Annotated in this window: 25 protein-coding genes; 18 read left to right on the top strand and 7 right to left on the bottom strand. The window is 59.2% G+C overall.

What is annotated here, in order from left to right:
- Positions 1-398: 398 nt before the first annotated feature.
- Entirely contained in the window at positions 399-1187 is a 789-nt protein-coding gene (locus tag LPB73_RS22555; protein WP_414716817.1) for an IclR family transcriptional regulator, read from the bottom strand.
- 135 nt (positions 1188-1322) lie between these two features.
- On the opposite strand from LPB73_RS22555, the gene LPB73_RS22550 reads away from it, so the two are divergent.
- The 6 genes from LPB73_RS22550 to LPB73_RS22525 all read left to right on the top strand — a co-directional run bounded on the left by LPB73_RS22550 (position 1323) and on the right by LPB73_RS22525 (position 5956).
- Complete coding sequence (locus LPB73_RS22550) at positions 1323-2288, top strand: Bug family tripartite tricarboxylate transporter substrate binding protein (RefSeq protein WP_231078256.1); 966 nt, start codon at positions 1323-1325, stop codon at positions 2286-2288.
- A gap of 3 nt (positions 2289-2291) precedes the next feature.
- Positions 2292-2900: a flavin reductase family protein gene (locus LPB73_RS22545; RefSeq protein ID WP_068732840.1), complete on the top strand. Its 609-nt coding sequence runs from the start codon at positions 2292-2294 to the stop codon at positions 2898-2900.
- Between the two features lie 89 nt (positions 2901-2989).
- Positions 2990-3850, top strand: coding sequence for a fumarylacetoacetate hydrolase family protein (locus tag LPB73_RS22540; RefSeq protein WP_231078255.1), 861 nt, complete (start codon positions 2990-2992; stop codon positions 3848-3850).
- The gene (gene hpaH / locus LPB73_RS22535; protein ID WP_374725708.1) at positions 3847-4656 is read left to right on the top strand and encodes a 2-oxo-hept-4-ene-1,7-dioate hydratase; all 810 of its coding nucleotides are present in this window, start codon (positions 3847-3849) and stop codon (positions 4654-4656) included. Before LPB73_RS22540 ends, hpaH begins: the two co-directional genes overlap by 4 nt.
- Before the next feature lie 22 nt (positions 4657-4678).
- Complete coding sequence (locus tag LPB73_RS22530) at positions 4679-5071, top strand: RidA family protein (RefSeq protein ID WP_175368592.1); 393 nt, start codon at positions 4679-4681, stop codon at positions 5069-5071.
- A gap of 12 nt (positions 5072-5083) precedes the next feature.
- Positions 5084-5956 carry an amidohydrolase family protein gene (locus tag LPB73_RS22525; protein WP_231078253.1) on the top strand — a complete coding sequence of 291 codons (873 nt, stop codon included), beginning with the start codon at positions 5084-5086 and terminating at the stop codon, positions 5954-5956.
- A 152-nt stretch (positions 5957-6108) separates the two neighbouring features.
- Here the strand turns inward: LPB73_RS22525 and LPB73_RS22520 are convergent, their stop codons facing one another.
- On the bottom strand, positions 6109-7020 hold the full coding sequence (locus tag LPB73_RS22520; RefSeq protein ID WP_231078252.1) for a DUF2189 domain-containing protein: 912 nt from the start codon (positions 7018-7020) through the stop codon (positions 6109-6111).
- 601 nt (positions 7021-7621) lie between these two features.
- Here LPB73_RS22520 and coxB point away from each other — a divergent pair.
- From coxB to LPB73_RS22485, 7 genes are all read left to right on the top strand, one after another.
- Complete coding sequence (gene coxB, locus LPB73_RS22515; RefSeq protein WP_231078251.1) at positions 7622-8455, top strand: cytochrome c oxidase subunit II; 834 nt, start codon at positions 7622-7624, stop codon at positions 8453-8455.
- Positions 8456-8536: 81 nt separating this feature from the next.
- Positions 8537-10312, top strand: coding sequence for a cbb3-type cytochrome c oxidase subunit I (locus LPB73_RS22510; protein ID WP_175368595.1), 1776 nt, complete (start codon positions 8537-8539; stop codon positions 10310-10312).
- Positions 10309-11013 carry a cytochrome c oxidase subunit 3 gene (locus LPB73_RS22505; protein WP_231078250.1) on the top strand — a complete coding sequence of 235 codons (705 nt, stop codon included), beginning with the start codon at positions 10309-10311 and terminating at the stop codon, positions 11011-11013. Before LPB73_RS22510 ends, LPB73_RS22505 begins: the two co-directional genes overlap by 4 nt.
- A gap of 16 nt (positions 11014-11029) precedes the next feature.
- Positions 11030-11752 (top strand): heme-copper oxidase subunit III family protein, encoded by a 723-nt coding sequence (locus LPB73_RS22500; RefSeq protein ID WP_231078249.1) that lies wholly within the window; start codon positions 11030-11032, stop codon positions 11750-11752.
- A gap of 9 nt (positions 11753-11761) precedes the next feature.
- Positions 11762-12127, top strand: coding sequence for a cytochrome C oxidase subunit IV family protein (locus tag LPB73_RS22495; RefSeq protein WP_089262764.1), 366 nt, complete (start codon positions 11762-11764; stop codon positions 12125-12127).
- 36 nt (positions 12128-12163) lie between these two features.
- Positions 12164-12457: a GYD domain-containing protein gene (locus LPB73_RS22490; protein ID WP_120288269.1), complete on the top strand. Its 294-nt coding sequence runs from the start codon at positions 12164-12166 to the stop codon at positions 12455-12457.
- Between the two features lie 135 nt (positions 12458-12592).
- Positions 12593-12796, top strand: coding sequence for a hypothetical protein (locus LPB73_RS22485; RefSeq protein WP_089262760.1), 204 nt, complete (start codon positions 12593-12595; stop codon positions 12794-12796).
- 98 nt (positions 12797-12894) lie between these two features.
- Here LPB73_RS22485 and LPB73_RS22480 read toward each other — a convergent pair whose 3' ends face one another.
- From LPB73_RS22480 to LPB73_RS22470, 3 genes are all read right to left on the bottom strand, one after another.
- The gene (locus LPB73_RS22480) at positions 12895-13659 is read right to left on the bottom strand and encodes a slipin family protein (protein ID WP_093759775.1); all 765 of its coding nucleotides are present in this window, start codon (positions 13657-13659) and stop codon (positions 12895-12897) included.
- Positions 13656-15059 carry an NfeD family protein gene (locus LPB73_RS22475; RefSeq protein ID WP_231078248.1) on the bottom strand — a complete coding sequence of 468 codons (1404 nt, stop codon included), beginning with the start codon at positions 15057-15059 and terminating at the stop codon, positions 13656-13658. The genes LPB73_RS22480 and LPB73_RS22475 overlap by 4 nt, the downstream gene beginning before the upstream one ends.
- A 330-nt stretch (positions 15060-15389) precedes the next feature.
- Positions 15390-15809 (bottom strand): CBS domain-containing protein, encoded by a 420-nt coding sequence (locus LPB73_RS22470; RefSeq protein ID WP_120288271.1) that lies wholly within the window; start codon positions 15807-15809, stop codon positions 15390-15392.
- 327 nt (positions 15810-16136) lie between these two features.
- On the opposite strand from LPB73_RS22470, the gene LPB73_RS22465 reads away from it, so the two are divergent.
- The gene (locus tag LPB73_RS22465) at positions 16137-16937 is read left to right on the top strand and encodes an AMP nucleosidase (protein ID WP_089262752.1); all 801 of its coding nucleotides are present in this window, start codon (positions 16137-16139) and stop codon (positions 16935-16937) included.
- A gap of 92 nt (positions 16938-17029) precedes the next feature.
- Here LPB73_RS22465 and LPB73_RS22460 read toward each other — a convergent pair whose 3' ends face one another.
- Positions 17030-17500 (bottom strand): aminoacyl-tRNA deacylase, encoded by a 471-nt coding sequence (locus tag LPB73_RS22460; RefSeq protein ID WP_089262750.1) that lies wholly within the window; start codon positions 17498-17500, stop codon positions 17030-17032.
- Between the two features lie 547 nt (positions 17501-18047).
- Here LPB73_RS22460 and LPB73_RS22455 point away from each other — a divergent pair.
- Positions 18048-19226 (top strand): M20 aminoacylase family protein, encoded by a 1179-nt coding sequence (locus tag LPB73_RS22455; protein ID WP_231078247.1) that lies wholly within the window; start codon positions 18048-18050, stop codon positions 19224-19226.
- 30 nt (positions 19227-19256) lie between these two features.
- On the opposite strand, the gene LPB73_RS22450 is transcribed toward LPB73_RS22455, so the two are convergent.
- Positions 19257-19934, bottom strand: a complete 678-nt coding sequence (locus LPB73_RS22450; RefSeq protein WP_231078245.1) for a GntR family transcriptional regulator — start codon at positions 19932-19934, stop codon at positions 19257-19259.
- Positions 19935-20113: 179 nt separating this feature from the next.
- Between LPB73_RS22450 and LPB73_RS22445 the strand changes: the two genes are divergently transcribed.
- From LPB73_RS22445 to LPB73_RS22435, 3 genes are read left to right on the top strand one after another with little or no spacing between them, the layout of a single operon-like run.
- Positions 20114-20737: a TRAP transporter small permease gene (locus LPB73_RS22445; protein WP_231078244.1), complete on the top strand. Its 624-nt coding sequence runs from the start codon at positions 20114-20116 to the stop codon at positions 20735-20737.
- A gap of 1 nt (position 20738) precedes the next feature.
- Positions 20739-22004: a TRAP transporter large permease gene (locus LPB73_RS22440; protein WP_089262743.1), complete on the top strand. Its 1266-nt coding sequence runs from the start codon at positions 20739-20741 to the stop codon at positions 22002-22004.
- Positions 22005-22032: 28 nt separating this feature from the next.
- Complete coding sequence (locus LPB73_RS22435; RefSeq protein WP_089262741.1) at positions 22033-23016, top strand: TRAP transporter substrate-binding protein; 984 nt, start codon at positions 22033-22035, stop codon at positions 23014-23016.
- Positions 23017-23047: the final 31 nt, after the last annotated feature.

Genomic DNA, 23047 nt, shown 5'->3' with positions numbered 1-23047 from the left:
TTTTGGAGTGCATCTCTTCGTGCGCCATCGTTTCCCGACCGCGTTTCAATCGCACAGGTGAAATCTTCGGTCGTGCGGTCTTGACTATGTTAGCACCCCGGAGCCGCCGTGGCGCGCGGAGTTGTGAGGTGTGTCTTGAGGCCAGAATCGATGCGACGAGCCTCGCGCCATGAGGCATCTTATAAAATCACAAGCAATTTCAACGATATATGAGTTCGTGGTTGTGTTCCGAATGGCGCGCCATTTTGCGCGGGCAACGGGAGGGGTGGCGCAGTTTTATCCCGAATGGCCCGCCAGACTTTCCGTTCAAATTAGAACAGCCAACCGTCGATTGGCTGCTCAATCGCTGCCCATGTCGAAAGCGGACCTTTGCCTTGGATTGGGCGACGCCTGCTTTCTTATCGGATTTTCTGCTCGACCTCGTAAGCTGCCTTCAAAAGCGTTTCGACAACTTCCTGCTCGCGTCGCGGGCCGAGCCGTGTTCGGACGGCCGATATGGTGAGGGCCGCCGCCGGATCGCCATCGGCTGTCTTGATCCAGGTCGAAATCGATTTCGTGCCCTGGACCAACCCGACTTCGCGCACGCCATAGCCCCTGCGCCGGGCGTCGGCGATCTCTGACAACACAGTCTGCCGATCGGTCCGATATCCCGCAAATCGAGGCTCATTCGTCATAGCGATCCGGCGTGATTCTTGAGCCGGTAACGCGGCCAGGATGGCAACGCCTGCGCTGCTGACGCCCAGCGGCCGCCGCGCACCGACGGCGATCGAGAGTACCTGGATCGGATATGAGCCAATTCTCCTATCCACGCATAAAGTGTCGTTGCCGGTGCGCACCGTTAGAAACAGTGTGTCGCCGACCCGTTGCGATGTTTCGCGCAAAATGTCGTCCGCTGCGGCGAGCAATGGCGAGCGCGATGGGCGAGCGAGTGCCAATTCAGGGACCTGCGTGCCGATTGCATAGCGACCCGAGCGCTCGTGGCGCTCGACGAGCCCCTCCTCCATCAGGACATGAATGATCCGGTGAACGGTCGGGCGCGATAGACGTGTCGCTTGGACGACTTCATTCAACGGCAATCCGCTCTCACCGCCCGCTGCAAGCACGCGAAGGAGGAAGAGCGCGCGCCGGATCGCCTGCGCGCCTTGTCGCGGCTCCGGGTCGAGTGTTGTCGGCAATCCGTTGTCCATAATGTGGACAATAACGGCACATTGGCATCGACAAGTAAAGCGGGTGAACCAATGGTTCGCCGCAAGAGCGCTGGTCCCAATCGGCGTCGAACATACGGTTAGCGGCGTGAAAGCCGCATCTGGCGGGAGGAAATGATGAGGTCGCTATGGATCGCTGCAGCCATTGTTGCGACGCTGGTTAATGGCGCGGCGACGGCTCAGGAATGGCCCACGCGCATTGTCAAACTGATCGTGCCCTATCCGGCCGGCGGCAATGTCGATAGCGCGGCGCGCATCGTCGCGGATCGGCTGCAAGAGAAATTGGGCCAGCCCTTCGTGATCGAAAACAAGTCGGGCGCTGGCGGCATGATCGCCGGGGAAGCGCTGGCGAAAGCGCCTAATGATGGCTACACGCTCATGGTCGGCGCCAATGGTCCGGTTCTCTTCGCTCCCGAAATCAACAAGCGCGACGCCTACAACTGGAAGCGCGACTTCCTGCCGATCTCGAGCATCTCGATGACGCCGCTGGTGCTCGAGGTTCATCCGTCCGTGAAGGCTACGTCGTTCGCCGAATTGCTCGAACTGGCGAAGCGCGATCCGGGCAAGCTGACCATGGCCTCTCCGGGGCCGGGCACCACCAATCACCTGCTTAGCGAACTCATGCAGTCCAAGCTCGAGATTCGTTGGGTGACGGCGCATTATCGCGGCAACGCGCCCGCGACCAATGACCTTCTCGGCGGACAGGTTCAGTTCGCATTCGATCAACTGTCGGTCAGCCTTCAATATATCAAGAGTGGAATGGTGCGCGCCTTGGCGGTCACGAGCCCACATCGACTGAAGACGCTTCCGGAGGTGCCCACTTTCGCTGAGCTCGGCTATCCGGATTTCGACGGCCAGACCTTCACGGGGCTGTTTGCCCCGGCGGGCACCCCCGCTCCCATCGCCGATAAATTGAACAAAGTGCTGGTTGAGATACTCAAAGAGCCAGGCGTGATCGACAAGTTCGAAAAGCTTGGCGCCGAAGCGCTCCCGATGACGCCAGGTGAGTTCAGAGCCTATCTCGATCGCGAGGACGCCAAGTGGATTCCGGTCGTGCGCAAGGCCAACGTAAAGGCGGATTGACGAATGAAGATCGATCCCGCTGAACTTGGTGCCGAAAAGGCTTATCGTCTGCTCACCGGCATCGTCGTCCCGCGACCGATCGCATGGGTGACCAGCCTGTCGCAGGCAGGTACCGTCAACCTTGCGCCGTTCAGTGCCTTCACCTTCGTCTCGCCCAAGCCGCCGATGCTGGCAATCAGCGTCGGCCGCAAATCAGGCGTCTACAAAGACACGGCGCGCAACATCCTGGATCGCGAAGAATACGTCATTCACATCGCGGATTCGCCGTTGATGTCGGCGGTTCACGAAAGCTCCGCGGAACATCCGCCGGAGGTGAGTGAGGTCGAAGTCCTCGGTCTCGAGACGACTCCCAGCGACCATATCGGGGTGCCGCGGCTGACGGCGGCGCCTATTGCGATGGAATGCCGATTTCGGCAATGCCTCGAATTCGGCGATACCCGCAGCCGGTTGATCGTCGGCGAAGTGGTCGCATTTCACATCAAGGATGATCTGCTCGCCAACGGCAAGATTGAAACCGAGAGCCTCGATCCGATCGCCCGCATTGCCGGTCCGCGTTACGCGCGGCTAGGCGAGATCTTCACGTTGAAGTCCGTATTCCAGACATCGAAGTAATTGGAAGAACGCCGCGGGCGCAGCTCGAGCAGCCGGTCCGGCACCGCGATCCGGCGGCAATCGATCCAGTGAATTATTCAGGAGCCTTCATGAAACTATGCAGCTATTCGACCGGCGGAAACAGCCGCTACGGCGTGGTGGCCGATGACGGCGTTATCGATCTCAGTGCATTGCTTGGATCGGAGTTTCCCGATCTGCGCAGCTTGATCGCCGGCAACGGGCTGGCGAAGGCGAAACAGGTGAGCGCCGGCCGCAAGCCCGATCATCGACTGTCGGATCTGATCTTGCTGCCGCCGATCCCGGCGCCGGAGAAGCTCTGGTGCATCGGGGTCAACTACAAGGACCGCAATGCTGAATACAAAGACAGCTCGGATTTGCCGAAATATCCGAGCCTGTTCGTCCGCAACCCGTCGTCGGTGGTCGGCTCCGATCAGCCGATCGAAAAGCCGAAGATCTCCGAGCAGCTCGACTACGAAGGCGAGCTCGTGATCGTCATCGGCAAGGAAGGTCGTCATATCGCGCGCGAGAATGCGTGGTCGCACATCTTCGGCATGACTCTCTGCAACGAAGGCTCGGTGCGGGACTGGCTGCACCACGGCAAGTTCAACGTCACCCAGGGCAAGAATTTCGATCGGTCCGGCAGCGTCGGGCCGTGGATCGTCACGGCGGACGAATGCGATCCGCAAGGGACGCACGATATCGTCACGCGGGTGAACGGGGAGGAGCGTCAGAACGACTCGACCGAGCGGCTGATGTTCACCTTCGACTATCTGATTTCCTATCTGTCGACATTCGCCACCTTGAAGCCCGGCGACATGATCGCGACCGGAACGCCGACCGGCGCCGGCGCCCGCTTCACGCCGCCGCGTTGGCTCAAGCCAGGCGATGTCGTCGAGGTTGAGTCCAGGCAGATCGGCATTCTTCGCAACGTCGTCGCAGAGGAGAAATAACGGTGCTTGATCAGACGGTCATCGATACGCTGGCGCGTCGCCTCGACGAGGCGGAGCGGACCAAGACGCTCATCACCATGTTCACCGCCGACTATCCCGATCTCACCATCGAGGATGCCTATGCGATCCAGCGGACCTGGACGGCGCTGCAGCTTGAACGCGGGCGAGTGATCAAAGGCCACAAGATCGGCCTGACCTCGAAGGCAATGCAGAACGCGGTCAGCATCTCCGAGCCGGATTACGGCGTGCTGTTCGCCGACATGTTCTATCAGGATGCCGGCAGCATCCCTTATGAACGGTTTTTCGCGCCGCGCATCGAGGTCGAACTGGCCTTCGTGCTCAAGACCGATCTGCGCGGGCCGGATTGTACGATCTTCGACGTGCTGAACGCGACAGCCTACGTCACTCCGGCGCTCGAAATCCTGGAAACGCGCATGCACCGCGTGCATCCGCAAACCAAGAAGCCCCGCACGGTGGTGGACACGATCTCCGACAACGCAGCGAATGCCGCGCTTGTGGTCGGCGGTCGTCCATTCCGTCCGCTGGATGTCGATCTGCGCTGGGTCAGCGCGCTGCTGTTCCGGAATGGCCAGATCGAGGAGACCGGCGTCGCCGCCGGCGTGCTGAACCATCCGGCAAACGGCATCGCGTGGCTCGCCAATCGCCTTGCGCCGCACGACGAATATCTCGCTGCAGGCGAGGTGGTGCTCGCCGGATCCTTCACGCGTCCGATCGAGGTCAGCCGCGGCGATACGATACATGCCGATTACGGGCCGTATGGCTCGGTGTCGTGCCAATTCGTTTGACCGTTATCCGGAGACTGCAGCCATGACATCTTCCAGGCGCCGCCGCAGCGTTCATATCGGCGAGTTTAAGCACGCAAATCCGATTCCCAATGCCTGCCGCATCAACAATCTGCTGATGTCCGGCGTCATCCTCGGCCGCGATCCCAAGACAAGCGAGATGCCGCCCGATCTAGAAAGCCAGTGCGCCAACATGTTCGTGCATATGAAGGCGATCGTGGAAGCCGGGGGCGGCAGCACCGACGACATCATCAAGATGACGGTCTGGCTCAAGGATCGCAGCAATCGTGGGCCGGTCAATGTCGAGTGGCTCAAGATGTTTCCGGACGAACATTCGCGCCCGGCCCGTCATGCGCTCTCCATGGAGATGGAGGGCGGCGCCCTGGTGCAATGCGATTTCACTGCGGTGATCGATTAAAGGAGCAGACAGATGCCCGACTATCTTCCATTTGATCCAAACCCGCGCACGCCATCCCGCAAGCCGCCGCCGAAGAGCATCGACAGTCAGTTCCATGTGCTTGGTCCCGTGGAGCGCTATCCCGTCCGGTCCGGCGCTGCCTATCAGATGCCGACGGCGACCTGGGAGGCCGCACTTCGGGTACACAAGGCGCTTGGTATCGAGCGTGGCATCATCGTGCAGACGACGACATATGGCGCCGATCATTCGGTGGTTCTGGACGGGCTGGCGGCGATGGGGCCGAACTACAAGGCCTGCGCGAATGCGCTGGTTTTCGCCGAACGCGACGATGCATATCTCGCCAAGCTGAATGACGCCGGCGTCGGCGGGGCGCGGTTCAGCTTCCGCAAGGAGCTCGGCGCCGTGCTTTCGGACAGCGACTACGAGCGCGCCATCGCACGTATTTCCGAACTCGGCTGGTACGCTAAATTCCAGCCGGAGAAGGACGGCATCGTCGCCAATCTCGACAAGATCGCGTCTCTCAAGGTACCGGTCCTCATCGATCACATGGGCCGCCCGGATCCAACCCTCGGCAAGAACGATCCGAATTTGCGTGCGGTTCTCGATCTGCTGTCTAAGGGCAATTTCTGGGTGATGCTTTCGCTCGGCGAAAAGACGTCCAAAAAAGGCCCGCCGTGGGACGACGTCGTTCCTATCGCGCAAGCCTATCTCGAAGCCGCGCCCGATCGCTGCGTCTGGGCAAGCGACTGGCCGCACCCCGTATCGGTCGTCCAGCCGCCGAACGACGCCGACCTGCTTGAATTGCTCTATCGCTACGCGCCGGACGATGCCTTGCTGGAAAAGATACTGGTCACAAATCCGGCAAAGCTGTTTGGGTTCTCTTAATAGATAGTGGGCGGACACCCTGCCGGGAGCGGAGTCCGCTTCCGGCGGATATCCGAGATCGCCCCTCATCCGAGCTGGGTTTCATCCGCGCGGGCGCGGGTGGTTCGACTGATTGCGAAGCCTGAACGCGCGTCCCGGTCGTTTGTTTCGATCTACGGCTTATCACGGCCCCACGGGAAGAGAGAGACCGGAAAATCGGCCGCATAGCGCCGCCCTTTCGGCGGACGGGGAGGGTCCTGCCGAGGATTCGGGTCTGGTTCCAGCACCTTGCGATAAAGATGCCAGGTGGCATGACCGAGTAGGGGCAGAACAACGGCGAGACCGACGAATAACGGCAGCGAACCGGCCACCAGCAGCGCGGCCACAATCAGACCCCATGCCGCCATGGTCACGGGATTTTTCATCACGACCCGCAGCGAGGTCTGAACTGCGTCTGTCACGCTCGCATGTCGGTCGAGCATCAGCGGAAACGCCACGACGCTAACGCACAGGGCCATGATAGCGAACAATAGTCCGACGCCGCAGCCCTGGACGATCAGTTGGTGCCCCTCTGTGGTTGTGAAGATGCGCGATGCGAAATCAGGAATGCTGGCCGCAGGGGCATTGCCGAACTTGGAAACGTAAATCGCATTCGCAGTGGTCACCCAGACCACGAACAGAATGAGCAGGAGCGTGCCGAGGCCAAGCATGGCTCCAAAGGACGGCGAGCGCAGCACGCCGAGTGCATGCCACGCCGACGCCTCTTCGCCGCGTTCGCGGCGGCGGCTGAGTTCATAGAGACCGAGCGCGGCAAAAGGACCAATCAACGCAAAACCGGCGGCTAGCGGGAAAAGCAGCGGTAACACCGAATAGCCAAGCGTCATTCTGGCCAGCACAAGCCCGAGAACAGGATAGATGACGCACAGAATAATGGCGTGACTCGGAACGGCCTTGAAGTCCTCCCAGCCCAGCCGCAACGCATCATGCAGATCGGACAACCCGATCTTGCGAATGACGGGCGCGGCGACGCTATCGGAAGCGCCTGGCACTGTCTGCGAGATCTTGTCAGAATACGGAGTAGCCATGGTCACGATCTCCCATGCGTTCGCACCGGCGAGATCTGGTCATTTTCAAATGACGAGTATTCGCCTTCGTGCGCAGAAATCGCGACTGGGTTCTGGAAGACGGCCAAGTTCAACGAAGAGAGCTTTGCCGAGCAAAACCTGTCGCAACCTGTGCGGCAAGTTTAGCGCAATCCGGAAAGAATAGCACGCACTGTTCGGTGAATTCTTACTTTGTAAGGTTTACGTTTCGCCGCGTGGCTGATGGCAACTGACGCATCACTTTGTCTGTCATGCGGACGCACGGCGTCGTGTATTGCAATGCGATATCAAAATCCGTTGCGCGTGCCATTGCTCAACGGTTCGATCGTGGTGCTATCGTCGTCGTGAGGAATAGGCCGGTCTATTGACAATCAAGCCTGCCGGGGAACATCCTGTAGTGGCAAGTGCCCGTAGTTCGACGACACCAGCGATCGCAACTTTTCGAATTCGATGTTGCGACCGGTTAGAGGGCAAGGCGGCCAGCATTGTGATGGCGAGCTCGAAATCAGCCATCGATGCAGACATGAACTGCGCCCTTTTCTAAGTCTTGTCCGCAGCCTCTAGAGGCAAGGATGAACAAGGGATGGCTGTAGCATTCATACTGCTGTTGGTCGCAGTCGCTTCGGTGCTGTTTCACCTCCTAAGCCCATGGTGGTGGACGCCAATCGCATCGAATTGGAGTTACATCGACGACACGATCACCATGACGTTCTGGATCACCGGAGCGGTCTTCTTCGCGATCGTCGCATTCATCGCCTATTGCATCTTCCGTTTTCATCACAAAGAAGGAAGACAAGCGGCCTATGAGCCCGAAAACAAAAGGCTCGAATGGTGGCTCACCATAGGGACCGCGATCGGTGTCGGAGCGATGTTGGCGCCCGGTTTGGTTGTCTGGCATCAGTTTGTGACGGTGCCGTCCGATGCAACAGAGATCGAGGTCATGGGCCAGCAATGGCGCTGGAGCTACCGGCTGCCAGGAAAAGATGGCCGGCTCGGGACGGTCGATGCCCGCAACGTCAGTGCCGAGAATCCACTGGGCTTGAATCCGAACGATCCCAATGGTCAGGACGACGTCGTGGTTGAGAACGACGATTTGCATCTCCCGATCGGGAAGCCGGTCAAGGTATTGCTCCGTTCAATCGACGTTCTGCACGATTTCTACGTACCTGAGTTCCGGGCGAAGATGGATATGGTGCCGGGCTCGGTCACATACTTCTGGTTCACTCCCACGCGCACAGGAACATTCGAGGTTCTTTGCGCGGAATTGTGCGGCATTGCGCATGCGCAAATGCGGAGTAACGTCATCGTCCAGGAAGAGAGCGAATATCATGCATGGCTGGAGAAGCAGCAGACATTCGCAGCGTTATATGGCCATCGCATCATCATGAAGGCGACTTACAAGATCCGCGGCAAATAGCAGGACCGGTGCGGCGGCATTGTACGTCGTAGCGCTCACGATGAGCGACGATCAGAGGATAGATCCAGGAGGACCATTTTAATGGTTGATGTCCCGTCTGACGTACTCGCAGGAATCCCGCCGGCCGAAGTGGGTGAGGTCGATCTCTATCACCCGCGAAGCTGGTGGACGCGATATGTCTTCTCGCAAGACGCCAAGATCATTGCGGTCCAGTATGCGATTACGGCAATGGCTATTGGTATGGTCGCGCTGGTGCTGTCGTGGCTGATGCGGCTGCAGCTCGGCTTCCCCGGAACGTTTTCGTTCATCGATCCGAGCCAGTATCTCCAGTTCATCACCATGCATGGCATGATCATGGTGATCTACCTTCTCACGGCGCTGTTTCTCGGAGGCTTCGGGAATTATCTCATCCCGCTGATGGTCGGTGCTCGCGACATGGTGTTCCCCTATGCGAACATGCTGAGCTACTGGATCTATCTGCTTGCCGTGCTGGTGCTGGTTGCGACCTTCTTTGTACCGGGTGGGCCGACCGGCGCTGGCTGGACGCTGTATCCGCCGCAGGCCATTCTTTCCGGAAGCCCCGGACAGGAAGCAGGCATCATCATGATGCTGGTGTCGCTGATCCTGTTCATTATCGGCTTCACCATGGGCGGCTTGAATTACGTCGTGACGGTGCTGCAGGGTCGCACGCGCGGAATGACGCTGATGCGGCTGCCTTTGACGGTGTGGGGCATTTTTACAGCGACCGTGATGGCCTTGCTCGCATTTCCAGCCTTGTTCGTCGCCTCGGTGATGATGCTGTTCGATCGGCTTCTTGGCACCAGCTTCTTCATGCCAACGCTCGTGGAGATGGGTCAGCTGGGGAAGTACGGCGGTGGCAGTCCGCTGCTGTTCCAGCACCTGTTCTGGTTTTTCGGCCACCCCGAAGTCTATATCGTTGCGTTACCTGCTTTTGGCATTGTCTCTGACCTCATCAGCACGCATGCGCGAAAGAATATTTTCGGTTATCGCATGATGGTGTGGGCGATTGTCGGAATCGGAGCGATGAGCTTCGTGGTGTGGGCGCACCACATGTATGTCAGTGGCATGAATCCGAAGTTCGGATTTTTCTTCGCAACAACGACCCTCATCATCGCGATCCCCACGGCGATCAAGGTTTACAATTGGATACTGACCCTGTGGCGTGGCGACATTCACCTCACCGTTCCGATGCTGTTCGCGCTCGCATTCATTATCACGTTCGTTAATGGCGGCCTGACTGGCCTGTTCCTCGGCAACGTCGTCGTGGACGTTCCGTTGTCCGATACCATGTTCGTGGTCGCCCATTTTCACATGGTCATGGGGGTTGCGCCGATCATGGTCGTGTTTGGTGCGATCTATCACTGGTATCCGAAAGTGACGGGACGGATGCTGAACGAGACGATGGGACGCTTCCATTTCTGGGTCACATTCCTTGGAGCTTACGCGATCTTCTTCCCCATGCATTATCTCGGGCTGCTGGGTGTGCCGCGCCGCTATCACGACATCGGCGGGACGGCATTCGTCCCGGCGTCGGCCCATGACCTGAATGCATTCATGAGTATCGCTGCGCTCATCGTTGGCTTTGCCCAGCTCGTATTTGTGTTCAACATGATCCGGAGCCTGTCCAAGGGCGAGGACGCCGGCGGCAATCCGTGGAACGCGACCACGCTCGAGTGGCAAACGCCGCAGACGCCGCCGGCACATGGCAACTGGGGCAAGGAACTCCCGGTCGTCTATCGCTGGGCTTATGATTATAGCGTGCCCGGCGCAGCACGGGATTTCATCCCCCAGAATGAACCGCCGGCCAGCTCGACGCCGAAGGGAGCGCATCCATGACGGCCGTCGTCCTGTTCATGGCTGGAATAGCGGCCATTGCGGGATGGTGGCTCTCGCAGCAACGGCTTGCGGCCAAGCCCTGGCTGGAGGAGGGGGCGGTCGGCGATTTTCCCGGCGGAAGTTCGATGTCGTTGCCGGCGGCGAAAATAGGTTTGGGTGTGTTTCTCGCGGTCGTCGGGTCGTTATTTGCGCTCTTCGTCAGCGCTTACTCCATGCGCATGCAACTGATCGACTGGCGGTCGCTGCCCGTGCCCGGGTTGCTGTGGTTCAACACCGGTGTTCTGATCGTGAGCAGTGGCGCACTGCAATGGGCGCAGGTTTCCGCACATCGCGACGACAGCGAAAATGTGCTGATCGGCCTGCTTGCAAGCGGCCTTTCCGCCGTTGTTTTCCTGATAGGTCAGTTGCTGGTGTGGCAGCAGCTCAACACCGGGGGCTACTTTCTGGCGGCCAATCCTGCCAACGCCTTCTTCTATCTGATCACCGCAGTCCATGGACTGCACTTGCTCGGCGGTCTCGTCGCTCTGGGCAGAACCATCGTCAAGGCATGGCGTGGTGTTGAAATCCCGCGCCTGCGTTTGAGTGTGGAACTGTGCACGATGTATTGGCATTTCCTGCTTTTGGTCTGGTTGATCCTGCTCGCTCTGCTGACAGGCTGGGCGGATGACTTCGTCACCATCTGTCGCCAGTTGCTGACATAGGGAAGGCATCGATGCGATGACAGAGACTGTGCTGACAAACATCGAAAAGCGCCGAACGACGACCGCAGGCTGGCAAGGTATTGTCGCCGACTGGTCCTCGGATCAACGGGCATTCAAGAATGTATCCTGGGGAAAGGCCATGATGTGGATCTTTCTCCTCAGCGATACCTTTATCTTCGGTTGCTTCCTGCTGTCGTACATGACGGCGCGCATGTCCACGACGGTGCCCTGGCCAAACCCGAGTGAAGTCTTCGCTCTGACGATTGCAGGACAACACATCCCGCTCATTCTGATTGCCATCATGACCTTCGTGCTGATCAGCAGCAGCGGGACCATGGCTATGGCCGTCAATTTCGGCTACCGCCACGATCGCCGCAAAACGGCGATGCTGATGCTGGTGACCGCCGCGTTCGGTGCGACATTTGTCGGAATGCAGGCTTTCGAATGGACCAAGCTGATCATGGAGGGGGTGAGGCCCTGGGAAAATCCGTGGGGGGCAGAGCAATTCGGCTCATGCTTTTTCATGATTACAGGATTCCACGGCACGCACGTAACGATTGGCGTGATTTTCCTGATCATCATTGCGCGAAAGGTTTGGCGCGGAGATTTCGAGACTGAACGTCGGGGATTTTTTACAAGTAGGAAGGGGAACTACGAGATCGTCGAAATCACTGGCCTGTATTGGCATTTCGTCGATTTGGTATGGGTGTTTATCTTTGCCTTTTTCTATCTTTGGTGAGGGAAAAACATGGCTGAAGTCACGCTACATGCAACACCTCATGCAACTCCCGCAGCACATGCCGAGGGACACCAGCATCCGATCAAGCTTTATCTCGTGGTCTGGGGATGGCTGTTTGTTCTGAGTACATGCTCTTACCTCGTCGACTACTTTAACCTGCAGGGATATCTGAGGTGGTCTCTCATCGTGGTGTTCATGATGTTGAAGGCAGGCTTGATTGTTGCGGTCTTCATGCACATGGCGTGGGAGCGTCTGGCTTTGGCCTATGCCATCCTGCTCCCGCCGTTGGTGTTGTTGGTTTTTGTCGGGATCATGGTGTTTGAATCGGACTACACGTTGTTGAGTCGGATCATTTTCTTCAAGACTGGGGCGTGAAGATGAACGGGGGTCTCGTGCGCAAGGAGGACTTCCATGACTACATATATCATGCTTGCAAACTGGACTGATCAAGGTATCCAACACGTCAAGGACTCGCCGCGTCGTCTCGATTTGGCGAAGAAAGCTCTTAAGGATATGGACGGAGAGTTCAAATCGTTCTTTCTGACCATGGGCGACTATGACATCGTCGCGGTTTACGAAGCGCCGGACGATGCCGTCGCCGCGCGATTCAATTTGCAGTTGGGCATGCTGGGAAACATTCGAACGCACACATTGAAAGCGTTTCCCGAAACAGCTTACCGGGAGATCATCAAGTCGCTGGGCTGATTGCGGACCGGAAGCGCGTCCGCGAGGTGCCACGCGCCGGCCAAATGTCATGTCGACAGGAAAGAAGGCCGAGATGGCGCCCGCTGGCGGAAAGTAGGCGGGCGAGACAATTAGTGAAGACGAGGTGGTGCGCAGATGCAATTTACCGTTGGATTCAAGCTGAAGGGCAAGGCGGGTCATGTCGTCGTAGACGCCGAGGACGCGCTTGTCGCCGCTCTGAAAGTCAAGGCGGAGCTCCCGGAAGCGATGACGATGTATGTGCGCCCGCAAAACCGGCGCGGCGACGCACGACACCCGTCACATGTGCCTGTCGACGAGCGCGCCGAGGATACTCATTGATGGTAAATTGGGGTGATGAGCAAGCCAGCGCAAGCCATGGTTCGTTCGGCCCATGGCAGACTCAAGCTGAAGCTGGCGCAGAAGCACAAGAAATAAACTCACGGTACTCCGCCCGGCCGCGGCGTCATATGGCTGAGCAGATCCATCGGCAGCGGAAAGACCACAGTCGATGACCGCTCGCCTGCAATGTCGTGCAACGCCGCAAAATAGCGCAGCTGCATCGCCTGCGGCTCCTGAGCAAGGATCCGGCCGGCCTCGACGAGCTTCTCAGCGGCTTGCTGCTCGCCTATCGCATTGATCACTTTCGCCCGCCGCAGCCGCTCCGCTTCGGCCTGCTTGGCGATGGCACGCACCATGTTCTCATTGAGGTCGATATCCTTGATCTCAATGTTGGTGACCTTGATACCCCACGCGTCAGTTTGCTGATCGAGGATCTCCTGAATGTCGGCGTTGAGTTTGTCGCGCTCTGCGAGCATTTCATCCAGCTCATGCTTGCCGAGCACCGAGCGCAGCGTGGTCTGTGCCAACTGGCTGGTCGCGGCCATGAAATTCCCGACCTTGATGATCGCACGTTCCGGGTCGACGATGCGGAAATAGAGAACGGCGTTCACCTTGACGGAAACGTTATCGCGGGAAATGACGTCCTGCGGCGGCACATCCTGCACCATCACCCTGAGATCGGCCTTCACCATCTGCTGCACGAACGGAATAAGGATGATGAGCCCCGGACCTTTCACGCCGGTGAACCGTCCGAGCGTGAAGACGATGCCGCGCTCGTATTCCCGCAGGATGCGAATGGCGGAGGAGAGAAAGGCGATCACGATGATCGCGAGCAGCGAATAGGCTATGTAATCGAGCATCATCGCACACCTCCTTCACCGGCGCTGAGTGCCGGCCGGCGACGCACCATCAGCGTCAGATCCGTGATGCTGGCGATCTCGACCGTCTCTCCGGGCTTGAATGTTTCCATGCCGCGGGCTCGCCAGCGCTCACCCTGCGTGAAGACGTGACCTTCGATGTCATTCCAGTCGAGAACTTCGGCGGGCAGGCCGCGCATGGCCTGCGCGCCGACTCGTGCCGGAGCTTTGCGCGCGCGCTGAAGCGAGCCGAGCACAATGAGTAGCAGTCCGATGAACATCGCCGTCACGATGCCGACGAGTGTCCATGACAGCCGGTATCCGGGCGCTTCGATCCTGAACAACATCAACCCACCGAGGATCAGGGCGATGGCACCGCCGAGGCCAAGAACCACGGTCGGGTTGAAGGCCTCGACAATCAGTAGCGCGATCCCCAACATCATCAGCCCAAGGCCGGCATAGTTGGTCGGCAGCAGGTTGAAGGCATAGAGGCCCAGCAACAGACAGATCGTACCGACCACGCCGGGCGCGACGGCGCCAGGAGACATGAATTCAAAAATCAGACCGTAGATGCCGACCAGCAGAAGAATGAAGGCGACGTTGGGGTTGGTGATCACAGACAGAAATTGCGCGATCCATCCGGAGTCGATCGTCTCGATCGTCGCATCCTTTGTCGCCAGATGCCGTCTGTCGCCACCGGGAAGTTCCACGACGCGACCATCGACCTGCCTGAGCAGTTCGACCGGGTCGCGCGCAATGAGATCGATGACACTCGCTTGCAACGCAGCACTGGCGGAAAGACTGGCTGCCTCGCGGACAGCCTTCTCGGCCCAATCGGCGTTACGTCCGCGTAACTCGGCCAGGCTGCGGATAAAGGCGACGGCGTCGTTTGTCGCCTTCGCCATCATCGCATCCTTCGGCTCCGTTTGTTGGGAGCTGTCTTTCTTGTCCTTGCCGTCTTTGTCAGGGGTGATGCCCGGCAGGCCTGGCACCGGACTGCCGATTTGCACTGGCGTCGCTGCGCCAAGATTGGTGCCCGGCGCCATTGCGGCGATATGCGTTGCATAGAGGATATAGGTGCCGGCGCTGGCAGCATGGGCTCCCGACGGGGCGACATAACCTATGACAGGAACGGGCGAGGCCAGCACGTCGGCGATGGTCTCGCGCATGCTGGTGACGAGACCGCCCGGCGTATTCAGACGCAGAATAACAGCTTCGGCACGCCGTTCGCTTGCCTTGGCGAGTGCGTCTTTCACGTAGCTGGCGGTTGCCGGTCCGATCGCTCCGTCGATTGCGATCGTCAGCACAAGTTTTCCACTCCCCTCCGCCGAGACAGGCGTGGTGGGGGAGACGGCCAGAGCGACAATCGCAACTGTCGCCGCAAGAGTGGCCTGTACGGTCTGCACAGCCTGGACTCCCTTATCAAGATGATGTGGGAGGTCCTGGCAGAATCTCAATACGACCGGGATTGGCGAGCCATCGCCCGTTGTCGAAACGAATGTGAGGGCTGCGTAAGACGAGAAGAATCGTCGATATTATCAGGCAGTCTCAATGGCATAAGAAGTTCGCAGTTTCGATCCACGCCCTCGCTTCGCCTCCGAACAATGGCGTGACCGCGTAGGCACGGCCTTCTTCATCGCGGCTCGATGAGCAAAGTTCTGTCATCGAACTGTTCGACGATCGTGCCGACTGGCCGCGCCCCTCCGCCGGATCGCAAGAGGAGCGCTGGCCGTGTTTCAGTGATGGGCCGAAACGCTCTTGACGCATTCGGACAACAAATCACCTGACGCAGAATGGCTGACGTCGCCCAGACTGACGATGCCGACCATCCGTTTACTCTTGTTGATTACCGGCAGCCTGCGGACCCGCAGTTTCTCCATGTGATGTATTGCCTTTGCGAGATCGTCGTCCTCCCGGCAACAATGGATACCTTCGGTCATCACATCGCGCGCCGTCGCGCGGCCGGCATCGAAGCTGTTCCTCGCGAGCCCTTTGCAGACAATGTCGCGGTCAGTCACCATCCCGATCAGGCGGTCGTCCTCGCCAACCGGAACGCAGCCAATGTCATGCCCCCGCATCAATTTCGCGAGCTCGGTGACAGGAGTGTCGGGGCTGACCCAGTCGACACCTTTGTGCATCACCTCTTTGACTTTCATGGCGAACCTCCGTTCCTAGAGTTCAGATGAATTGATGCAATGCAGTATGTCTCGCCTCCCTCCATGTTCTCCAACTATACAATCAATTACGTGCGAGGTCGCAGAAGAAAACATCATTCCTGCGCGATCAGACCGGACAAACGCGGCCGCTGTGGCAATCCACCCTCCTGAACAGCGCGCATTCGACGCAAGGCCCGGACCATTCACGGTTGCAAGTGGATTAATGGAACCCAAATAATCCAAGAGTGCCTCATTGGACAGGGAACGGTCCTATCCACTAGTTTGACAGGCGGCGGCGTTGCACAATTCCGGGCGAGATCATCGGGAATGAAAGAGAAGAAGGATATCGTAGAAAACTGGTTGCCGCGTTACACCGGCACGCCGCTTGCTGAGTTCGGAGAGTATGTTCTCTTGACCAACTTCGACAACTACGTCGAATGGTTCGCCACGGCGTATGGCAGTTTGGTAAAGGGCGCAGATCGACCGATGCCCAATGCGACTGCCGATGGGATCACTCTGATTAACTTCGGCATGGGAAGCCCGAATGCTGCAACCGTGATGGATCTGTTAAGTGCCATCGCGCCGAAAGCCGTGTTGTTTCTCGGCAAATGCGGTGGGTTGAAACGCAAAAATAAAATTGGCGATTTGGTGCTACCGATTGCGGCTATTCGGGGCGAAGGCACCTCAAATGATTACTTGCCCCCGGAGGTTCCTGCGCTGCCCGCGTTCCAGTTGCAACGCGCGGTGTCGACCATGATCCGCGATCTCGGTCACGACTATTGGACCGGCACCGTGTACACGACCAATCGTCGTGTCTGGGAACATGATGATCGCTTCAGGGATATATTGCGTCGTACACGGAGCATGGCGATCGACATGGAGACCGCAACAATCTTTGCTGCGGGATTTGCCAATCACATTTCGACTGGCGCACTGCTTCTCGTGTCCGATCAGCCAATGATTCCCGAGGGTGTGAAGACCGAAGCGTCGGATCAGGAGGTGACCGCGAACTATGTCGAAAGGCATATCAGGATCGGGGTGGAGGCCTTGAAACTTGTGCGGCGCCGCGGCCGCAGCGTCAAGCATTTGCGTTTCGAAGACGATTTTGATGCAGGGCATGAGACGTAGAAAGGCGTCGTACCGCTGCAGCAACAGTTAAGCAGCGGCATAATCTTCCCATTCGGGACCGCGACGGTCGCCGCGGATCGTCCGACTAATCATCAGTCATGCGCGCTAAAGCGCCCGTGCTGCGCGTTGGCCATCAGGCGCGCAAACTGCGCGTGACCCATATGAAGCAGCGTCTCGTGATCGCCAGCTTCCAGATAGACCTCCGGCTGCGCCTGGATGCTGTCGTCGACGATGATATCCAGCCCGTAACACTTACCGACGGCAGGAACTGCACCATGTGCGCAGTCGCGGAACAGCTGATGGATCTCGGTTTCATCGGCCATGTGGACATTGTCGCCGAGTGATGTCCTCAGGTCCGACAGGCGGAGGTGATGCGATGCGGGCAAGACGGCCAGTATATATTCGCCGTCACGCCGCAACACGATGCCCTTGGCGAGGCGATCGCCCGAGATGTGGCATGCCTCAGCCGTGCCGGACGACGTCATGCGAAGTTCGTGCGGGATCACCTCGTATTGGATGTTTTCAGCGGCCAGGTATTTCTGGAGTGTGGGAGCAATGGTCATGGCGTGACCTCCGGGGCAAAATGCAAGCCATCCATCGTAAGGTCTTTGTCTGCAGACTCTCGCCGTGCGATGGGCGGCTGCGTGGTTATAGGCTCAGCATAGGCCTCCCATCCGACAGCTGCAATTCGTTATCGATGACCAACTCTCTCGCGAGATAGTCAGGCCCCCGCGCTGTCGATGGTGAGTGCGCGAGCGCCGCGACACTTCTTCTCTTCCCCAAAGGGGGGGCTGCTGTCCATTTGAGTGCATGCGAGGATCGCGTGAGGTATTCAATCGAAATTATATATCTATTTCAAAAGCATAGGAGTTCGCAGTTTTATTCTGAATGGCATGCCATTTTCCAGAACGCACAGCATTCACATAGAGGCTGATCGATCACGATGTCGATCATGTGGTGGCGCGCATCTCGCAGCCGCTAATCCCAACTGCTTGGTGTCACCACGGAGCGCTGAAGTGTGTGGCGCGCGCAGCGTGTGCGGCCGGTTGGTTGCGAGGGCATGATCACCGGGCTAGCCTATGGGCAGGACAAGCCCAAAGGTGAGAACATATGACCCCGCGCGAACGTCTCGACCAATTGCACCCGGAAATGACCGCATGGCGCAGGGATTTCCATGCGCATCCGGAGATTGGCTTCGAGGAGGAGCGCACCAGCGCGCTGGTCGCGGAGCGGTTGTCGGAGTGGGGCATCGAGGTGCATCGCGGCTTCGGCGGTACCGGCGTCGTCGGCGTGATCCGCGGCCGTCACCAGGCGGCCGGTAGCAACCGCGCCATCGGATTGCGGGCCGATATGGACGCGCTGCCGATGGAGGAGGGCGACGGTGTCGAATATCGCTCGCAGAATCATGGCCGCATGCATGCGTGCGGCCATGACGGGCACACCACGATGTTGCTTGGTGCTGCGAAATATCTTGCCGAGACGCGCAATTTCGCCGGCACTGTGCATCTGATCTTTCAGCCGGCCGAGGAAGGGCTCGCTGGCGCCAAGGCGATGATGGACGACGGGTTATTCGAGCGTTTCCCCTGCGATTCCATCTATGCGATCCACAACAGCCCGGACATGCCGCTCGGTACGGTCAAGGCGCTGACCGGCACGGCGCTGGCGGCGATCGACTATTTCAAGGTGACACTGCGTGGCCGCTCGTCCCACGGCGCGCATCCGCATCAGGGCATCGATACGGTGGCCATGGCAGCGCAGGTGGTGAATGCGCTGAACGCGATTCCGTCCCGTCAGGTCGATGCGCTGGAATCCGCCATCATCAGCATCGGCCAGATCCACGGCGGTACCTCGGACATCGTTCTGCCCGAGACGGTCGAGTTGCGTGGCTCGGTACGTACGCTGAAGCCCGAGGTGCGCGAACGCGTCGAGGAGTTGTTCATGCGCGCGGTGACGCTGACCGCGCAGGCCTGCGGCGGCACGGCGGAGATCGAGTATCGCCACGCCTATCCGGCCACCATCAACACGGCCGATGAGACGGTGCGCGCGGCAGAAGCCGCGGCGGCGGTGCCGGGCGTTACGGAGGTGCTGCGCGAAGGCAATCCAATTCTTGCCGGTGAAGATTTCGCGTTCATGCTCGAACGCAACCGTGGTGCCTATCTGATGTTCGGGCAGCGCACCGCCGACAAGGGCGGCGTGCCCGTTCACAATCCCGGCTACGATTTCAACGACGATCTGCTGCCGATCGGTGCGAGCTATCTCGCCGGGCTGGTGGAGCAAGAGCTCGCATAGACCGCGATCAGCGCGATTCGAGCGGCGCGTCTATGTCGCGCCGCTCTTCGGAATGGTGCGGCCGATCACGCGCAAAAGGTCTGCGCGCACCGACTCGATGTGACGTTCAAGGAAACGGCAGGCGTCATCGATCTTCTGGCTGCGGCACAGCGCGATGAGTTCGGCGTGTTCTTTCTCAGCGATGCCCATCGCGGTGGTGGTCGAGAGTTGCATGCGCGTGTAGCGGTCGCTGGTTTGCAGCAGCGCCATCACGATCGTCTGTGTGCGCGGCTGCCGCGCCCGGACATACATCGCCATGTGGAAATCGGCGTTGAGCTGTCCCCATTCGCTGATATTGCCGGCGGCAATCGCCTTCTCGAAGCGGTGCTGGATGTCGTCGAGTGCAGCGAAGTCGTTGTCCACAAAATGCGGCGCGGACTGCGCCAGCATCCGTGGCTCGAGGATGACCCGGAGATCGAACACGTCGTTGATTTCGTCGAGCGACAGTTCCGAGACGATGGCGCCCTTCTGCGGGACGATCTTCACCAGCCCTTCGGCCTCAAGCTGAAACAGGGCTTCCCGCACCGGAATCCGGCTGACGCCATAGGCCTCGCCCAAGGCATCCTGGCGCAACTGCGCGCCGGCCGGGTGGGTGCCGTCGAGGATGGCCTGGCGGAGTTGATCCGCGATCATGGCCGACAGGGTGCGGTGCTTTAGCGGCGCGCTCATTGATTTATCGAGCCTTTTCTCTGGATTTCGGCCGGATTGATCTCAGATCTCGTCCCGTCTTCGCTGCCGCACAAAAACTCCTCAAGGCGCGAATTTGTGCAAATCAGCGTTTGACAGGGAAATTGTATAAATTATACGATCCAAAAATCATATCACAATCGTGACAGCGGGGGCAGTTTATGAGTGACCAGACGATGTCGACGGCCCCGGCCATCGGGGCCCGCCGGGTCATCCTGGTGGCGTCCGCCGGGCTGCTGGCCTTCGAGCGGCTGGCTCTGATGGGCCTGATGTATCTGCTGACGGCGCTGATCCTGGTGAATGTCGTCACCCGCTATTCGCACTTCCCGATCTACTGGATCGATGAGTCGGCGGTGTATTCGGTGGTCTGGCTGACCTTCATCGGCGCCTCCGCGATGACCCGCCTGCGGCTCGACTTTGCGGTCACCATGATGACCGAGCGCCTGTCGGCGAGAAGCCAGCAGATCTTCAAGATTATCGCCACGAGCACAGTGATCGTGTTCGGTATCGGCCTGATCGTCACCTGCCTGCTGTGGATGGATCCGATCGGCCTTGCGCAAGCAGGCTTCGACGCGAAGACGTTCGCGGGCCAGACCTTCAATTTTCTCTACACCGAGCGCACCCAGACGCTGAACTGGCCGACATGGGTCCTCTATCTAACACTGCCCATTTTCGCGGTGTCGATCACCATCCATGGCATTGCGAATCTGCTCGAGGACCTCGGCCTCGTCGCCAAGGTGCCGCCGAAAGGCTTCCAGCTCTCCGAACTCGACGGGGTGAACTGATATGATCACCTTCGCCGCATTCACGGTGATCATGCTGGTCGGCGTGCCGATCGGTCTTTGCCTTTGCCTCGCCGGCTTCGTCTACATCATGGCGTCCGGCAATCCGGTGCTGTTCCAGTCCTATCCGCTGCAACTGTTCGGCGGCGTCGACAGCTACGGTCTGATCGCGATCCCGCTGTTTATCCTGATCGGCGAGATTATGAATGGCGGCGGCATCACCAAGCGCATCGTCGACATGGCGATGGCCTTTGTCGGCTCACTGAAGGGCGGGCTGGCTTACGTCAACATTCTCGCCAACATGTTCATCTCTTCCATTCTCGGTTCGGCGACCGCGCAGGTTGCGATCATGGCGCAGATCATGGTCCCGGAAATGGAAAAGAAAGGCTACGACAAGACCTTCGCTGCCGGTCTCACCGCCTACGGCGGCATGCTCGGCCCGATCATTCCGCCCTCGGTGATGTTCGTGGTCTACAGCGTGCTGGCGCAGGTGTCGGTCAGCGACATGCTGATCGCCGGTATCATTCCCGGCGTAATCCTGACCGGCATGTTCTGCGTCGTCATCGCGCTGATGGGCTACATCTACAACTATCCGCGCGCTGAATATCAGACGCCAAAACAGCGCGTGATGACCATCCTGCGCACCTCGCCGACCCTTTTGATTCCCATCGTCATCGTCGGCTCCATCCTCGGCGGTCTGGCGAACGCAACAGAATCGGCTGCCGTCGGCGCTGTCGCCGCTGCTGTTGTCGGCAAATACTGGACCAAGGAATTCGAGTGGTCGCAATTGCCGCAAATGATGCTGCGCTCGGGCATTTATTCGGCGATCGTGCTGTTTCTCGTTGCCGCGGCCGCCGTGTTTTCCTGGGTTTTGATTTTCGGCAAGGTGCCGCAGGAGACCGCCGCCTGGATCCAGACCGTCGCCAAGGATCCGATCAGCTTCATGCTGATCTGCAATGTCATCCTCTTGGTGATCGGTACCGTGATCGACGGCGTGCCCGGACTGATCATGACCGTGCCGATCCTTCTTCCCGTGGCCACCGAGATCTATCACATCGATCCTAGGCACTTTGGCGTCGTCGTCGTGATCAATCTCGTACTAGGCCTGCTGTCGCCACCTGTCGGGCTCTGCTTTTTCGTCGCCGCTGCCGTCACCGGCGCCAAGCCCGGCAAGATGTTCATGGTGACGCTGCCGTTCTTCTTCATCTCCTGCATCCTGTTGGTGCTGCTCTCGCTCTATCCGTATCTGTCTCTCGCCCTCATCAAGTAAGCCCCATACCCATCAAGGAGCCTCCGTCATGACCATCTCACGTCGTCGCTTCCTCGCCGCATCGGCAGCTGCTTCGGTGTTTGCGCCGTCGCTCGCATTGGCGCAGGCCAAGGAGCTGCGTCTCGGCCTGATCACGCCGAACGGCCATTCCTGGAACAAGGCTGCGCTGAAGCTCGCCGATCAGCTCAAGGAAGAGACCAAGGGCCGTCTCACCATGACGGTGTTTCACTCCGGCCAGCTCGGCAACGAAGCAGCGATGATGCAGCAGTTGCAGACCGGCGCGCTCGATATGGGCTTCATCCAGGCTGCCGAACTCGGTTCGCGCGTGCCGCATATCGCGGCGATCAACGCGCCCTATATCGTGCGCTCCACGCCAGCCGTGGCGAAATTCGTGCGTCATCCGGCGGCCGTCAAACTGTTCGACGTGCTGCCTGCGGAAACTGGCACCATTGGCCTCGGCTGGGGCATCACCGGCATGCGCGCGGTCTTCGCGGTCAGGGATCTCAACACGCTCGCTGACATCAAGGGCATGAAGCTGCGTATCAATCCGACGCCGGTCTATCGCGACTTCTACTCATCGCTCGGCGCCGCACCGACGCCGATTCCGACGCCGCAGGTGTTCGACGCCATGTCGAACGGCCAGGTCGATGGTCTGGAAGCCGATCTGGAATTCTCCTGGAACCAGCGCTTCGACAAGGTGTCGAAGTCGATCCTGCAGATGAATGCCGTCTTTATGCCGATGGCCGCCGTCGTGTCCGGCCGCGTCTGGCAGTCGCTGCCCGCCGCCGACAAGGAGCTGATCACCAAGGCTGTCAAATCGACGCTGGATGCGCAGATCGACGAATTGGCCGCCGGTGAGCCGGCGCTGATCGAGAATTTCAAGGGCACGTCGGTGCCCGTGCGTCAGGTGGCCGTCAAGGATACCGAAGCCGTCATCGCTGAATTCGACAAGATCTGGCTGCCCAAAGCGCCTGTGCTCGCCGAGCTGCGCAAGGTCGGCGCGACGATCTGATCTTCAATTCCAACCCATCGTCCTCATCAGC

Source organism: Tardiphaga sp. 37S4 (assembly GCF_021044645.1).
Lineage (GTDB): Bacteria > Pseudomonadota > Alphaproteobacteria > Rhizobiales > Xanthobacteraceae > Tardiphaga > Tardiphaga robiniae.
This window is presented reverse-complemented; position numbering and strand designations above follow the sequence as displayed.